Annotated in this window: 12 protein-coding genes and 1 pseudogene; 4 read left to right on the plus strand and 9 right to left on the minus strand. The window is 70.4% G+C overall.

Features of this window, described 5'->3' with window-relative positions; all coding sequences use genetic code 11:
• Window positions 1-262 precede the first annotated feature (262 nt).
• The gene (locus ACIQOU_RS24295) at window positions 263-868 is read right to left on the minus strand and encodes a class I SAM-dependent methyltransferase (protein WP_401538906.1); all 606 of its coding nucleotides are present in this window, start codon (window positions 866-868) and stop codon (window positions 263-265) included.
• A 141-nt stretch (window positions 869-1,009) separates the two neighbouring features.
• Between ACIQOU_RS24295 and ACIQOU_RS24300 the strand changes: the two genes are divergently transcribed.
• On the plus strand, window positions 1,010-1,147 hold the full coding sequence (locus ACIQOU_RS24300) for a hypothetical protein (RefSeq protein WP_401538907.1): 138 nt from the start codon (window positions 1,010-1,012) through the stop codon (window positions 1,145-1,147).
• 243 nt (window positions 1,148-1,390) lie between these two features.
• Here ACIQOU_RS24300 and ACIQOU_RS24305 read toward each other — a convergent pair.
• Window positions 1,391-1,735, minus strand: a pseudogene (locus ACIQOU_RS24305) (GNAT family N-acetyltransferase); the annotation flags it as partial.
• A 185-nt stretch (window positions 1,736-1,920) separates the two neighbouring features.
• On the opposite strand from ACIQOU_RS24305, the gene ACIQOU_RS24310 reads away from it, so the two are divergent.
• Window positions 1,921-2,259, plus strand: a complete 339-nt coding sequence (locus tag ACIQOU_RS24310; RefSeq protein ID WP_401538909.1) for a hypothetical protein — start codon at window positions 1,921-1,923, stop codon at window positions 2,257-2,259.
• Between the two features lie 58 nt (window positions 2,260-2,317).
• Here ACIQOU_RS24310 and ACIQOU_RS24315 read toward each other — a convergent pair whose 3' ends face one another.
• On the minus strand, window positions 2,318-3,178 hold the full coding sequence (locus ACIQOU_RS24315; RefSeq protein WP_401538910.1) for an esterase/lipase family protein: 861 nt from the start codon (window positions 3,176-3,178) through the stop codon (window positions 2,318-2,320).
• A gap of 373 nt (window positions 3,179-3,551) precedes the next feature.
• On the opposite strand from ACIQOU_RS24315, the gene ACIQOU_RS24320 reads away from it, so the two are divergent.
• Window positions 3,552-4,652, plus strand: a complete 1,101-nt coding sequence (locus ACIQOU_RS24320; RefSeq protein WP_401538912.1) for an NAD(P)-dependent alcohol dehydrogenase — start codon at window positions 3,552-3,554, stop codon at window positions 4,650-4,652.
• 192 nt (window positions 4,653-4,844) lie between these two features.
• On the opposite strand, the gene ACIQOU_RS24325 is transcribed toward ACIQOU_RS24320, so the two are convergent.
• From ACIQOU_RS24325 to ACIQOU_RS24340, 4 genes are all read right to left on the minus strand, one after another.
• On the minus strand, window positions 4,845-5,636 hold the full coding sequence (locus tag ACIQOU_RS24325) for an ABC transporter permease (protein WP_401538913.1): 792 nt from the start codon (window positions 5,634-5,636) through the stop codon (window positions 4,845-4,847).
• Window positions 5,633-6,619, minus strand: coding sequence for an ATP-binding cassette domain-containing protein (locus tag ACIQOU_RS24330; RefSeq protein ID WP_401538915.1), 987 nt, complete (start codon window positions 6,617-6,619; stop codon window positions 5,633-5,635). The genes ACIQOU_RS24325 and ACIQOU_RS24330 overlap by 4 nt, the downstream gene beginning before the upstream one ends.
• A 180-nt stretch (window positions 6,620-6,799) precedes the next feature.
• Complete coding sequence (locus tag ACIQOU_RS24335; RefSeq protein ID WP_401538916.1) at window positions 6,800-7,645, minus strand: DUF4097 family beta strand repeat-containing protein; 846 nt, start codon at window positions 7,643-7,645, stop codon at window positions 6,800-6,802.
• Window positions 7,646-7,724: 79 nt separating this feature from the next.
• Entirely contained in the window at window positions 7,725-8,249 is a 525-nt protein-coding gene (locus ACIQOU_RS24340) for a hypothetical protein (protein WP_401538917.1), read from the minus strand.
• Window positions 8,250-8,610: 361 nt separating this feature from the next.
• On the opposite strand from ACIQOU_RS24340, the gene ACIQOU_RS24345 reads away from it, so the two are divergent.
• Window positions 8,611-9,654 (plus strand): protein kinase family protein, encoded by a 1,044-nt coding sequence (locus ACIQOU_RS24345; protein ID WP_401538919.1) that lies wholly within the window; start codon window positions 8,611-8,613, stop codon window positions 9,652-9,654.
• Window positions 9,655-9,771: 117 nt separating this feature from the next.
• On the opposite strand, the gene ACIQOU_RS24350 is transcribed toward ACIQOU_RS24345, so the two are convergent.
• A complete protein-coding gene (locus tag ACIQOU_RS24350; RefSeq protein WP_401539033.1) occupies window positions 9,772-10,815 on the minus strand; it encodes a S1 family peptidase in 1,044 nt (347 codons plus the stop codon).
• Window positions 10,816-11,443: 628 nt separating this feature from the next.
• Entirely contained in the window at window positions 11,444-12,346 is a 903-nt protein-coding gene (locus tag ACIQOU_RS24355) for a S1 family peptidase (RefSeq protein WP_401538921.1), read from the minus strand.
• Between the last annotated feature and the right edge of the window lie 545 nt (window positions 12,347-12,891).

Raw genomic sequence — 12,891 nt, forward strand, 5'->3', positions numbered from 1 at the left:
CGGTGCGGGTGCGGTGAGCGGATGCGGTGCGGTGAGCGGGTGCGGTGCGGTGAGCGGACGCGGTGCGGTGAGCGGACGCGGTGCGGTGCGGTGCGGTGAGCGGGCCTCGCGGACGCGGCGAACGGGGCGACCGGATGACCAGGCTGCCGACTTGGCCACGCGGCTGACGTGACGAGGGGAGCGGCGCGGCGGGCACGCCGACCATGCCCAGCCCGGCGAACGGCACCACCGACCAGGCCGGACGCCCCCGCGAGCCCCTCGCTCACAGCGCCGCGATCACCGCGTACCGCTCGTCCTCGACCGGCCCTCCCCACATCGCCGGGTCGTCCGACAGTCGGTCCACGCGCACGTGCGGGGCGATCGGGGCGAGCAGGGCGGTGAGCTGGTCGGCGGGTATGCCAGCCGGGTCGACGGTGCCCCACATGCCCTCGACGAGGATGAGCCGGCCGCCGGGGCGCAGCAGCCCGCGCCAGGTGCGCAGGACGTGCGCGGGGTCGGGCAGCGTCCACAGCACGTGCCGGACCAGCACGGCGTCGAAACGCCGCTCCCCGACCGGGGGCGCCGCCGCGTCGCCGACGAGGAACTCCGCGTCGCGCCCGGCGAGCTTCGCCCTGGCCAGCGCGAGCATGGCGGGCGCGAGGTCGACGCCGGTGACCCGGTGCCCCTGCTCGGACGCGAGGAGCGACAGGCTGCCGGTGCCGCAGCCGAGGTCGAGCACCTCACCGGGCCGCCCCGGCAACCATCCCGCCAGCCGTTCGGCCCAGGCGCGGCGCACTCCGGGGTCGCGCAGCCCGTGGTCGGGTTCGTCGTCGAAGGTGGCGGCCAGCGCGTCCCAGTCGGTGCCGTCGAGCGTGCGGTCGTTGGTCATGACCCCAGAGTGACACCCGCCACTGACAGTCCCGACGTGACGGCCGCCACTGACAGACCCCGGCAGATGAGTCACCCTCCCGGGAAAGCGTCTGCCGTCCTGGAGGACAGGGAACTCGGCAGACACGGTGAGGAGGCAGTCATGCGCCGGACGACCGTGCAGAAGCCCCTGATCAGGAAGCCGGACTCCCGCCGGGTGCGGGAGGAGTCCGAGCAACGGCCCACCGCGCGCCCGGAGATCCGCAAGGACATCGCCCGCACCTGGTGGCCGGACGGCTGACCGGCCCCAGCCAACGAACCGCCCGCCTTCCAGGGGCGCGGGGAACTGCGCGTCTTTTAGGGGCGCGGGGAACTGCGCGACCAGCCACAACGAACCCGCACCCCGACGAACCGCCTGTCTTTCAGGGGCGCGGGGAACTGCGCGTCTTTTAGGGGCGCGGGGAACTGCGCGAGCAACCCCCACGCACCCGCACGCACCCGCACCCGCACCCGCACCCGCACGCGACCCGCGACCGCCCCGCCTTCAGGCGGACATGCCCGCCGGGGGCAACGTGCCCCCCGAGGTCACCCGCTTGCGGTAGTGGACGCGGTCATACGCACCGTCGACACGACGTTCCACGACCTCATAGCCGTAGCGCGGATAGATCACCTGGTTCTCCGACATCAGCGCGTTCGTATAGAGCCTGATCTCGACCAGCCCGAACTCACGCGCGTGTGCGTCCACGAAACGCAACAACCGCCGCCCCACCCCCCTGCCATGCGCGTCGGGATGGACGGCGATGCTGTCGACGAACAGATGCCCCTCACGCACCTCGACGAAGACCAGCCCGACCACCGGCCACCCGGTCACGAACACCTTCGCGGCGGCGGCGGGCCGGATCTCATCGGGCGTCATGCCGCGAACGGTACCTACCTGAGCGCAACCTCAGCACTCCCTTAACGCCGCCATAAGGATCTCCCCACCCCCTCCTCAGCAGGCGATTTCCCACCGCCCAGGGGCTAACTTCTGATCGCGCCGCTCCCGCCAGCCGAGGCCGTATCCGAGGAGTCCCCATGGCACCCATGGCTTCCATGACCCCCAAGAACGGCACGCCCGCACGCCGAGGAACCACCACGTCGGCCACCACGACCACCATCACGGCCGCCGTGGTCGCGCCGCTCACGCCGACCCTGTCGACCGGCGGGACGCAGGCGCTCCACGACTGGAACGGCGTCCGCGTCGGCGACGCCGCCGGGCGCCACCGGACGTTGAGGCTCGCGGCGACCGGTTCGAACGAGGGCACCTGGCATGTCGCCGTGGGCGGGGCCGCCGTGCTGGCGCTGGGCGCGGCGACCCTGTTCGGGTCCGTCCGGCGTCGCGCGGTGAACGGCGGTGTCCGACAGGGCCGTTGACGAATGGACGGGGGCGGGGTCTGTCCGGCGGCTCAGGTCGGACAGACCCCGACGGGCGTCAACTCATCGCCGACGCGCAGGTGGTGGGGGTGGCGCGGGCCGGGTCGAGGGCGTTGGCCACCTCGTGGAAGGTGATCCGGTCGGTGAGCCCGATCGCCGCGTGCTCGGAGAAGTCGAGGGCGCACAGCTTCTGCAACAGGACGTTGTGCACGTCCGGTCCGCTCAGGAACTGACTCCGGTACGGCGTGACGATCTCGTCGTACTTCGAGGCGATGACGGTGTAGTGGACGCCGGGCACGGTGTCGCCGCCCGCGTTCAACTTGGTGAGGAAGGCCGAGCCGACGATCTGGTCGGCCAGGCCCGGGGTCGCGGTGGAGATCAGGTCGGAGACGTCGGGGAAGTACCGGAGCAGGCGGGTGAGTCCGAGCAGGTCGGTGCCGTGGTTGTCGGGCGCGATGCCGACGAGGGCGTTCACCTTGGCGGCTCCGCCGAGGAACTTGAGGTAGTAGCGGGGCATCATGCCGCCCTGCGAGTGACCGACGAGGTCGGCCTTGGCGGCGCCGGTGGCGGCGAGCACCTTGTCGACGAACGCGGAGAGCTGCGCGGCCGACTTGTCGACGGGGCCGAGACCGAAGACGAGGGGAACGCCGGGCAGTTGGCCGTAGTCGAGGGAGAAGACGCAGTAGCCGCGATGCTTCAAGTAGGGGGCGAGACCGAGCCAGTTGTCGACGGAGTTGGCGAACGTCCCGTGGACCAGTACCACAGGGCGGGGATGCGCGGCGGACGGTTTGCAGGAGTAGTCGTTCCATCCGCTACTCGGCGCGGATGCGGCATGGGCGGCGGTGGCGGGGACGACGGCGACAGCGGCGGCCAGAAGGACCGCGCTCAGCGGTCTGAGCACTCGTTTCCAGGGCAGCACCGGGTGATCTCCTTGCGGCTCAAGGTATGCGTGACGGCTCACGCCCTGTGTTCCGGATCACGAGCATGATTTCCAATCGCCAAGTTACGGTCGAGTAGTTCAACTGTGAAGTTACGCGCAAGTAAAAACTTCCGACACGAACCGTGCCCTGAACCGGAACCCACCCAGCCTCGATCTCCCCGGTGCAGAGCACCCCAGGGAGCGGGCCCCTCTCGACCGATCCGACCCCAGGAACCCCATCAGTTCACTTTCATACCGGGGTGTGACTCATAACTTCATGGTCGTTGCGGGTAGTTAGGGGGCGAACAGACAGATCACGCCATGTGCGCGTTTCTGCTCTGCCGTTCACAAGGACCGACCGCAAGGAGTTTCCATGCAGATCACCGCCGCGCTGACCGAGGCCAAGGGTGCCCCGTTCGTGCTCGCGCCGCTCGAACTGGACGAGCCTCGGCATGGCGAGATCGTGGTCCGGCTGGTGAGTTCGGGCGTGTGCCACACCGATCTGATCGTGCGGGACCAGTGGTTCCCGATGCCGCTTCCCGCCGTGCTCGGGCACGAGGGCGCGGGGATCGTGGAGGCGATCGGCGACGGCGTCACCGGTGTCGTGCCCGGCGACCATGTCGTGCTGACGTTCAACTCGTGCGGCACCTGCCGGATGTGCGTCCAGGCCCGCCCCGCCTACTGCCTCCAGGCCTTCCCCTACAACTTCGCCGGCGCCCGCCCCGACGGCAGCACCCCCCTGCACCGGACGTCCGGAGATGTGAACGGCGTCTATTTCGGCCAGTCGTCGTTCGCCACCTACGCCCTGGCCAACGAGCGCAACGTCGTGAAGGTCGACCCGGCCGCCCCGCTGGAGCTGCTCGGTCCGCTGGGCTGCGGTATCCAGACCGGCGCCGGAAGTGTCCTCAACTCCCTGCGCCCCGCGGCGGGCAGCAGCATCGCCGTGTTCGGCGCGGGCGCGGTCGGTCTCAGCGCCGTGCTGGCCTCGGTCGTCTCGGGCTGCACCACCATCGTCGCCATAGATATCAACGAACGACGGCTGCGACTGGCGAAGGAGCTGGGCGCCACGCATGTCATCAACGGCACCGAGGGCGACACCGTGCAGCGGCTGCGTGACCTCACCGGCGGCGAGGGCGTGGACCACAGCCTGGAGGCCACGGCGGTCCCAGCGGTGCTGCGGCAGGCCGTCGACGCCCTCAACCAGGGCGGCACCTGCGGCCTGATCGGCGCCTCCGAACCCGGCAGCGAGGTCGCGCTCGACACGTTCACCCTGCTGTCCGGCCGTACCGTGCGGGGCATCATCGAGGGCGACAGCGTGCCGCAGGTCTTCATCCCCCAGCTCGTCGACCTGTACCAGCAGGGCCGCTTCCCCTTCGACCGGCTGATCACGACGTATGCCTTCGCGGACATCAACCGGGCGGTCGAGGACGCGGAACGGGGCGACACCATCAAGCCGGTCCTCACCTTCGACTGACGCTTCGGCTGAACCTTCGAGCGGGGCCCGCAACGAGCACCCGTTCCCCACCGGCACCGCCCGTCGTGCGGGCGGCGTGCACCCGACGTGATGTCGGAGTACGCCGCCCTCCGGCGGAACCCGGTGCGGAGACACGCGGGGAGAGGCGCGGAGAGAGGCGGTGCGGGAGGCCGCCCGCGCCCGTCCGGGCGGTTACCTCGGGTCGCGGTGGAACCTCGACGTCGACCAGAAGTACCCGAGCACCGCGAGCCCCACGCACCAGCCGACCGCGAGCCACCCGTTGTCACCTATCCCGCTGCCGAGCAGCAGCCCGCGCAACGTCTCGATGGCCGGGGTGAACGGCTGGTACTGGGCGACCGGTTGGAACCAGCCCGGCATCGCGTCCACCGGGACGAACGCGCTGGACAGCAGCGGCAGCAGGATCATCGGCAGGGCGTTGTTGCTGGCGGCCTCGGCGTTCGGGCTGATCAGGCCCATGCCGACGGCGATCCAGGTGAGCGCGAGGGCGAAGAGCACCAGCAGTCCGAACGCCGCCAGCCACTCCAGGACCGTGGCGTCAGTGGACCGGAACCCGATGGCCACGGCGACGGCGCCCACCAGGACCACGCTCGCCATCGCCTGCACCACACTGCCGACGACATGCCCGACGAGCACCGAGCCCCGGTGGATCGCCATCGTGCGGAAGCGGGCGATGACGCCCTCGGTCATGTCGTTGGAGACGGACACCGCGGTCCCGACGACGGTGCCGCCGATGGTCATCAGCAGGATGCCCGGGACCAGGTAGGCGATGTACGCCGAGCGGTCGGCGGGGCCGCCGCCGATGCCCGCGCTCATCACGTCGCCGAAGAGGTAGACGAAGAGCAGCAGCAACATGACGGGCGTGAGCAGGAGGTTCAGGGTGAGGGACGGGTAGCGGCGCGCGTGCAGCAGGTTGCGGCGCAGCATGGTGTTCGAGTCGCGTACCGCGAGGGAGAGGGCGCTCATCGGACTGCCTTCTTCGGCTGGTGGGGGACCTTCGCTCCGCCGGTCAGGGCGAAGAACACGTCGTCGAGGTCGGGGGTGTGCACGGTGAGCCCGGCCGCCTCGACACCGGCCGAGTCCAGCCGGTCGAGGAGGGAGCGCAGTGCGCGCTGGCTGCCGTCGTTGGGGATCTGCAACGACAGTGCCTCGTCGTCCGCGGTGACCTCGCCGAGGGCGACGGCGGCGGACCGGTAGGCGGCCGGGTCGGTGAACCGCAGCCGTGCGTGGCCGCCCGGGACGATCCGCTTCAGCTCCTCGGCGCTGCCCTCGGCGGCGATCCTGCCGTCGCTCAACACCGCGATGCGGTCGGCGAGTTCGTCGGCCTCGTCGAGGTACTGGGTGGTGAGGAAGACGGTGACGCCGCCGGCGACCAGGTCGCGGACGATCCCCCACATGGTGTGGCGGCTGCGCGGGTCGAGGCCGGTGGTGGGCTCGTCGAGGAAGATGATCCGCGGGTCGCCGACCAGCGTCATCGCGATGTCGAGACGGCGCTTCATGCCGCCGGAGTAGGTGGCGGCGGGCTTCTTCGCGGCGTCCGTCAGGTCGAAGCGTTCGAGGAGGTCGGCGGCGGTGCGGCGCCCCTCGCGGCGGGAGAGATGGTGCAGGTCCGCCATGAGGAGCATGTTCTCCTCGCCGGTGATCAGGTTGTCGACGGCGGAGAACTGCCCGGTGACGCCGATCGCCGCCCGCACGGCCTGTGGATCGACGGCCAGGTCGTGACCGCCGACGTGGAGGTCACCGGCGTCGGCGGTGATGAGGGTGGAGAGGATCTTGACGACGGTCGTCTTGCCGGCGCCGTTCGGGCCGAGCAGGGAGAAGACCGTGCCGGTCGGGATGTGCAGGTCGATCCCGTCGAGGACGAGCTTGTCGCCGTAGGACTTGCGCAGGCCGACGGCGGAGATGGCGGCGGGCGGCTCCTGACCGTGACCGCGCCTGGATGTGGACATGACGGACGAAGGCATGCGCCCTCCCGGTCGAAGAGTGGTGTGGAGTGCGGAACTGGAGCACCGGCGAGGAGCACCGGCGTGAAGGGGTGGCGCGGAGTTCTGAGGCGGAGGTGGAGTTCTCTGAGGCGGAGGTGTGGAGCGGAGTTGTGGAGAGTGGGGCGAACGGCGGCCGGGGGGCTCTCAGGCGCGGGCGCGGTGGACGTCGATGTTTCCGTAGCGCGTACGGGCGCGGACCTCGACGGCGTCCTCGGACTCCTCGGGCCCCTCCGACGCGGTCAGCGAGCTGTGCACGCTCCCGAAGCCCGAGCTGACGTCGAGCCAGGCGGCGGTACCTTCGCGTACCCCCACCTCGATGGCGCCGTAGGAGGTCTCCAACTGGACGTTCCCGCGCGCGACCTCGGCGACCCGCAAGGTGCCGTTCGCGGTGGTGGCCCGGACGGAGCCCTGGGCGCGCTCGATGATGATGTCGCCGTTGGCGCCGTTCACCCGGAGGTCGCCGGTGACGTCGTTGATGCTGGTGGTGCCGTGGGAGTTCTTCAGGACGGCGACGCCCGTGACCGTGCCGACGCGCATGCTGCCGGAGCTGGTGGTGATCTCGGCGGCGCCCTCGACGCGGTCCACGGTGATGGAGCCGTGGGAGGCGGTCAGGTGCAGTGGGCCGGTGGTGTCGAGGCGGACGTCGCCCGAGGAGGTCTTCACGCGGACCTCGCCGAGGCGCCCCTCGCCGCGCACCTCGGCCCATCCGCCGAGCGCCTCCACCCGGGAGCCGGTGGGCAGTTCGACGGTGATGTCGACGGTGCCGGTGCGTCCGAAGAGGTAGCGCTGCTTCGGCGTCCTGATCTGCAACCGGCCGCCCGAGTAGGTGACCTCGGTCTGCTCGGCGGTCCGCACGTCCTGTTCCTTCTTCGGGTCGCGCGGAGCCACCTCCACGACGGTGTCGGCGCGGTCGGCCGCCGTGAACTGGATGGCCCCCGCGTCCACGTGGGCGTTGACCGAGATCGGCTGGGGAGTGTCGAAAGAAGGCATGACGGTCCCGTCCTCTTGGGTGTCCGTGGCGTCCCCGCAGGTGGGACGTGAAGTGAGTGAAGTCGTTCCGAACGGCCGGCTAGCGCACCCAGCCCGTGAAGCTCTGGCCGATGCTCTTCGCCTTGCCGGGGGTACGGGGGGTGGCGGCGGCGCCCGTGTCGACCGCGGCGGACACGACGCGCACGAGCCACGCGTTGACCGAGAGGCCCTCGGCGGCCGCCGCCTCCTCGGCGCGGGTCTTGAGGTGGGCGGGCAGTCGCAGATTGACGCGAGCGGTGCCACCCTCGTCCGTGTCGACCGGCACCGGAGCGGGCACCGGTGCCGATGCCGGTACGTCGTGCGGTCCGCTCAGGTCCTCGTGCTGCGGCAGCACCACCACGAAGTCGGGGTCGAGGCCTCTCAGCCGTACGTCGACCGAGCCGGGGGCGAGTTCACGAGTGACCTCGTCCATGGCGGCGGACAGCACATTGAGCAGGGTCAGCCGGGTGGCCGACTCCAGCGGCGTGGTCAGCCGCTCGGCCAGCTCACGAGCTTCGTCACCCCCGGCTTCGGCGGCCACCGCCAGCTCCCGGTGCAGCGTTTCGACATACGGCGTGAGATCCATGACCCCATAATGGCGCCACAATGGCGCCATTGGCAAGCCCCATGACGCAACACGAGGTACAAGCCCCCTCACCAGGTTGACGAACCAACCAATCAGCACAGGTCAGAGCCACGTACGCCATCGCGGCGCCACATCACCACAGAGTGGCGCCACCCCGCACCACTCGGCGCCACGCCACGCACCACACCGCCAGGCCCCACCCCCAACACCCCACCGCACCACACCGCACGAACGGCAAACCGAACACCACCCCGACCGCACTCCCCCACACCCCAGAAGGGAAGACAGCAAAGGGAAGACAGCAACAGACGACACCCACCCCGGACCTCCCCACCGTGCCGTGCCCGAGCGAAGGACCCTCATGGACACCCGCCCCACCGCCCACGCCGAGGCATCCACCGCCCTCTCCCTGTACAGCGATCAAGAGCTGAGGGAACTCCTGAGCACCGCCACCCCCCTCGGCAGCGGTATCGGCGGGAGGTCGGCCCGGCTGGAGGTCTCGGGCGTACCGGTGTTCGTGAAGCGAGTGCCGCTCACGGCAAGGGAGTTGCTGCCGGAGCACGCTCGTTCCACGGCGAACCTGCACGGGCTGCCGCTCATCTGCCAGTACGGCGTCGGCGGGCCGGGGTTCGGGGCGTGGCGGGAGCTGGCCGCGCACGTCATGACGACCAACTGGGTTCTCGCGGGCGGGCATCAGGGGTTCCCGCTCCTGTACCACTGGCGGATGCTGCCGGGCCCCGCACCGGATCTGCCCGCCGAACTCGCCGACGTGGAGCGGGCGGTGGCGTACTGGGACGGCCACGTGGCCGTGCGCGGAAGGATCGAGGGGCTGCGGGAGTCCCCGGCGAGCCTGGTGCTGTTCCTGGAGTACTTCCCGCTGACCCTGCACGAGTGGCTCGGCGAGCAGGTGCGGGCCGGGGACGCGGCGATCGAGCGGGCCTGCCAACTGGTCGAACGGGAGCTGGAGTTGGGCACGTCGTTCATGAACGCCCGTGGCCTGATGCACTTCGACGCCCACTTCCAGAACGTCCTGACCGACGGCCGCCGCCTGTACTTCACCGACTTCGGCCTCGCCCTCGCCGACGGCTTCCGCCTCTCCCCCGCCGAGGCCGACTTCTTCGCCACGCACCGCCAGTACGACCGTGCCTACACGCGCAGTTACCTGGTGAACTGGCTGTTCAGCGGCCTGTACGACGTCGGACGCGCGGAGCGTTTTGCGCTGATCCGGGCCTGCGCGGACGGTGCGCGGCCACCGGCGGGCCCGCCCCCGGGAGCCGTCGAGACGCTCATCCGCCTCGCCCCGATCGCCGCGACCTTCACCGACTTCTACATCGCCGTGCAGGACGAGGACCGTCGGACGCCGTACCCGGCGGAGACGATCCGCCGCCAACTCGCCTACCGATAAAGCACCTTGATCCCGCCCACCGATAGAGCACCTTGATCCCGCGCCCGACGAAAAGTCCCGCCCCTCGGGTGAGGGACGGGACTTCGGGGGAGCCGGTGTGGGGCCCGGCCCCGTGGGTCAGCCGATCTCGGCACCGAACGTCGAGAGCGCCTCGGTGACCGGCTGGAAGAACGTCTCCCCGCCGGACGTGCAGTCACCGCTGCCGCCGGAGGTGAGGCCGATCGCCGCGTCGCCGTCGAAGAGCGAGCCGCCGCTGTCGCCGGGCTCGGCGCAGACGTCGGTCTGGATGAGGCCGTTGACGACCTGGCCGCTGCCGTAGTTCACGGTGGCGTCGAGACCGGTGACCGTCCCGGAGTGGACCTGGGTGGTCGAGCCGCTGCGGGTCACCTTCTCGCCGACCGTGGCCTCGGCGGCGTGCGTGATGGCCTGCGCGGAGCCGTCGTAGAGGTCGACCTCGCTCGGGTGGTCGACGTCGGACGTGTACTTGACGAGGCCGAAGTCGTTCTCCGGGAAGCTGGACTCCTCGTTGGTGCCGATCACGCCGCTGGAGTCGGACCACGTCGAGACCGACTCGGTGCAGTGTCCGGCGGTGATGAAGTACGGCTCGCCGTCCTTGACGACGTTGAAGCCGAGGGAGCAGCGCGAGCCGGAGCCGGTGATCGCGTCGCCGCCCGCGATGAGGGGCTTGAACTCCCCCTGGGTGCGCTTGACTTCGGCGACCTGGCCGAGCCCCTCGACGACCTTGGTGAGCTTCGCCCACTCGGCCTTGGAGACCGTGCGGTCGGCGGTGACGACGACCTTGTTGGTGGTCGGGTCGGTCACCCAGGAGGTGCCCGGGATGGTCGCGTCGCTCTTGAGGGTCGCGCGGGCGCCCTTCAGTTCGGCGAGGGAGTTCTCGACGATTCTCGCCTGGGCGCCGGCCGCCTCGACCGTCTTCGCCGCGCTCGCGTCGAGGACGTTCACGACGAGGCTCTTGGCCTTCGCGTCGTAGTACGTGCCGGCCGCGTCGGCGCCCAGCTCCCGGCCGAGGGACGAGGCGAGCTTTCCGGCCGCCGGGGCGGACAGGGTGCGCGGCGCTGCGTCCTTCACGGGCTCACTGGCGTTCGCAGTCTGGAAGGTGACTCCGGCGACGACCAGTGCGGCAACGCCCGCGCCTGCCATGGCCATCCGCCTCTTGGGTATGCGTCGGTGCTTCAACTCGCGTCCTCCTGTGGGGGGTCGGCCCGAGAGGTAGTGGGGACCTCACGAGCCGGAAGGCTGGTTGACAGGCGCCAACTATTCCGAGACACACAGGGGGCACACAAGGTCGACTTCCAGACGCGCGGGCGAACACTCGCCGCACACCCGCGCCGCCATGCGTTCGCAGTCGACGCAGGAAAATTCGCACTGCAAACACTACGGGCGAGTAACCATCGGCAGAGGGTGAGGATCAGGGTGGCTTGAAATCACCCATCAGCCGCGCGGGGCACCCTGTTTGAGACCTATACCAGCCCCCGCTTAAGACCCCCTTAAGGTCCCCCTAGGCACCCTGGGCACCCCGAAAGCCCACTCCGCCCCACGACAACGAACCCGAAGGCCCCCCCCGCAGGCGCCCCTGTTCCAAGAACGCGGGTGCACACCCGCCCACGGCGCCCCGCACCTCACGGGCAGAGGCCAACGCCCCACACGGCGGCCCCGCACCCGCCCCCACACACAACGGCGAGCCCCCGCACGCCGGTTGCGTGCGGGGGCTCGCCCCTGGTCTGCCGGGCCCTGCCCGATACCGCCGGAGCGGATCGGATCAGAAGAGTCAGAAGACGTGGACCCCGTAGGCGCTCAGCGCCTCGGTCACCGGCTGGAAGAACGTCGTTCCACCGGACGTGCAGTCGCCGCTGCCGCCGGACGTCAGGCCGTACGCGATGCCGCTGTTGGAGTACAGCGAGCCGCCGGAGTCACCGGGCTCGGCGCAGACCGTCGTCTGGATCATCCCGTAGACGATGTCACCGCTGCCGTAGTTGACGGTCGCGTTGAGGGCGGTCACCCGGCCGCTGTGGATGCCGGTGGTGGAACCGCGCCGGTAGACGGTCGTGCCCACGGACGGCGTGGCGGCGCTGGTGATGTCGACGCTGCCCACGGCGCCGGAGACACCGGACGTGTTGGTGTAGCGGACGAGGCCGTAGTCGTTGGTGGGGAAGCTGGAGCCCGCGGTGGTGCCGAGGGTGGTGGTGTGACCCGAGTTCGACCACCAGGTGCCCGCGCCGTCGGTGCAGTGACCGGCGGTCAGGAAGTAGTAATTGCCGCTGCTGTCCTGGACGTTGAAGCCCAGCGAGCAGCGCCAGCTACTCGCATAGATGGCGTCGCCGCCACCGAGCAGCTTGCTGAACTTGCCCGCGGTCCGCTTGATCGTGAGCGCGCCGGCGTTGCCCGCCGCCTGCTCCTTGATCTTCGCGATCTCGGCCTGGGAGACCGTGCTGTCGGCGGTGACGACGACCCGGTTGGTCTTCGGGTCGACGGACCAGGCGGTGCCGGCGACATCGGCGTCGAGCACCGAGTTGCTGGCGCTCTTGAGCTGGGAGGCGCTGAACGTGGTGACGTCAGCCGCGTTCGCGTTGGGGATCGCGATCGCTGCCGCGGCCACGAGGCCGGTGGTGACGGCGACCAGCCGAGTCCGTCTCGTGATGCCGCCGCGGGGGGTGGTGCGCTTGATCCTCACTTGTCGTTCCTCCACATGGGAAGTCGGGGGCCCTCGTGGGGTCGGGCCCGTGAGGCGCAGCCAGAAGGACGACCGTCCGGAATCCGAACGTTGCCGTGCCCCTGACAAGCGCTGAGGGGGAGTATTCGGCCGCACCGATGACGGGCGCAAGAGCGCCTTTCGGCCGCCAACCCTTGAATCAACCATGGGGGAACCTTTAGGTATCCGCCCCGGCGCCGTCCCGGCACGCGGCGCCCGACGGGCCGCCGAACCCCCGCAGACGTCAACTCCCCGCACGTCAGCGCAGGTTGCGCTCCCCCGCCGCGACCGGCACATCGAGGGCATCGCCGTTCGCGGGACAAGGCGCAGCCGACGCACTCCGCGAAGGCGCACGGAAGCAGGAGGGCGCGAACGGGATCAACGGCCGCACGCCCCTCGGCATCGGACCCGCCCGGCCCCTCGGAACCGGAGGCGACAACCACCGTTCCCGCTGGTGAGATCGGCAAGGGTCACCCGCGACGCCCCGCCCACCACGACCGCGCCCCACCCGCACCTCCGCCCGCCCA

The sequence above is a fragment of the Streptomyces sp. NPDC091279 genome, assembly GCF_044757465.1.
Lineage (GTDB): Bacteria > Actinomycetota > Actinomycetes > Streptomycetales > Streptomycetaceae > Streptomyces.

Bases quoted from the DNA above. Each gene is read 5' to 3' on its own strand.
- ACIQOU_RS24295 (WP_401538906.1), bottom strand. From the start codon at position 868: ATGACCAACGACCGCACGCTCGACGGCACCGACTGGGACGCGCTGGCC.
- ACIQOU_RS24300 (WP_401538907.1), top strand. From the start codon at position 1,010: ATGCGCCGGACGACCGTGCAGAAGCCCCTGATCAGGAAGCCGGACTCC.
- ACIQOU_RS24310 (WP_401538909.1), top strand. From the start codon at position 1,921: ATGGCACCCATGGCTTCCATGACCCCCAAGAACGGCACGCCCGCACGC.
- ACIQOU_RS24320 (WP_401538912.1), top strand. From the start codon at position 3,552: ATGCAGATCACCGCCGCGCTGACCGAGGCCAAGGGTGCCCCGTTCGTG.
- ACIQOU_RS24325 (WP_401538913.1), bottom strand. From the start codon at position 5,636: ATGAGCGCCCTCTCCCTCGCGGTACGCGACTCGAACACCATGCTGCGC.
- ACIQOU_RS24330 (WP_401538915.1), bottom strand. From the start codon at position 6,619: ATGTCCACATCCAGGCGCGGTCACGGTCAGGAGCCGCCCGCCGCCATC.
- ACIQOU_RS24335 (WP_401538916.1), bottom strand. From the start codon at position 7,645: ATGCCTTCTTTCGACACTCCCCAGCCGATCTCGGTCAACGCCCACGTG.
- ACIQOU_RS24340 (WP_401538917.1), bottom strand. From the start codon at position 8,249: ATGGATCTCACGCCGTATGTCGAAACGCTGCACCGGGAGCTGGCGGTG.
- ACIQOU_RS24345 (WP_401538919.1), top strand. From the start codon at position 8,611: ATGGACACCCGCCCCACCGCCCACGCCGAGGCATCCACCGCCCTCTCC.
- ACIQOU_RS24350 (WP_401539033.1), bottom strand. From the start codon at position 10,815: ATGGCAGGCGCGGGCGTTGCCGCACTGGTCGTCGCCGGAGTCACCTTC.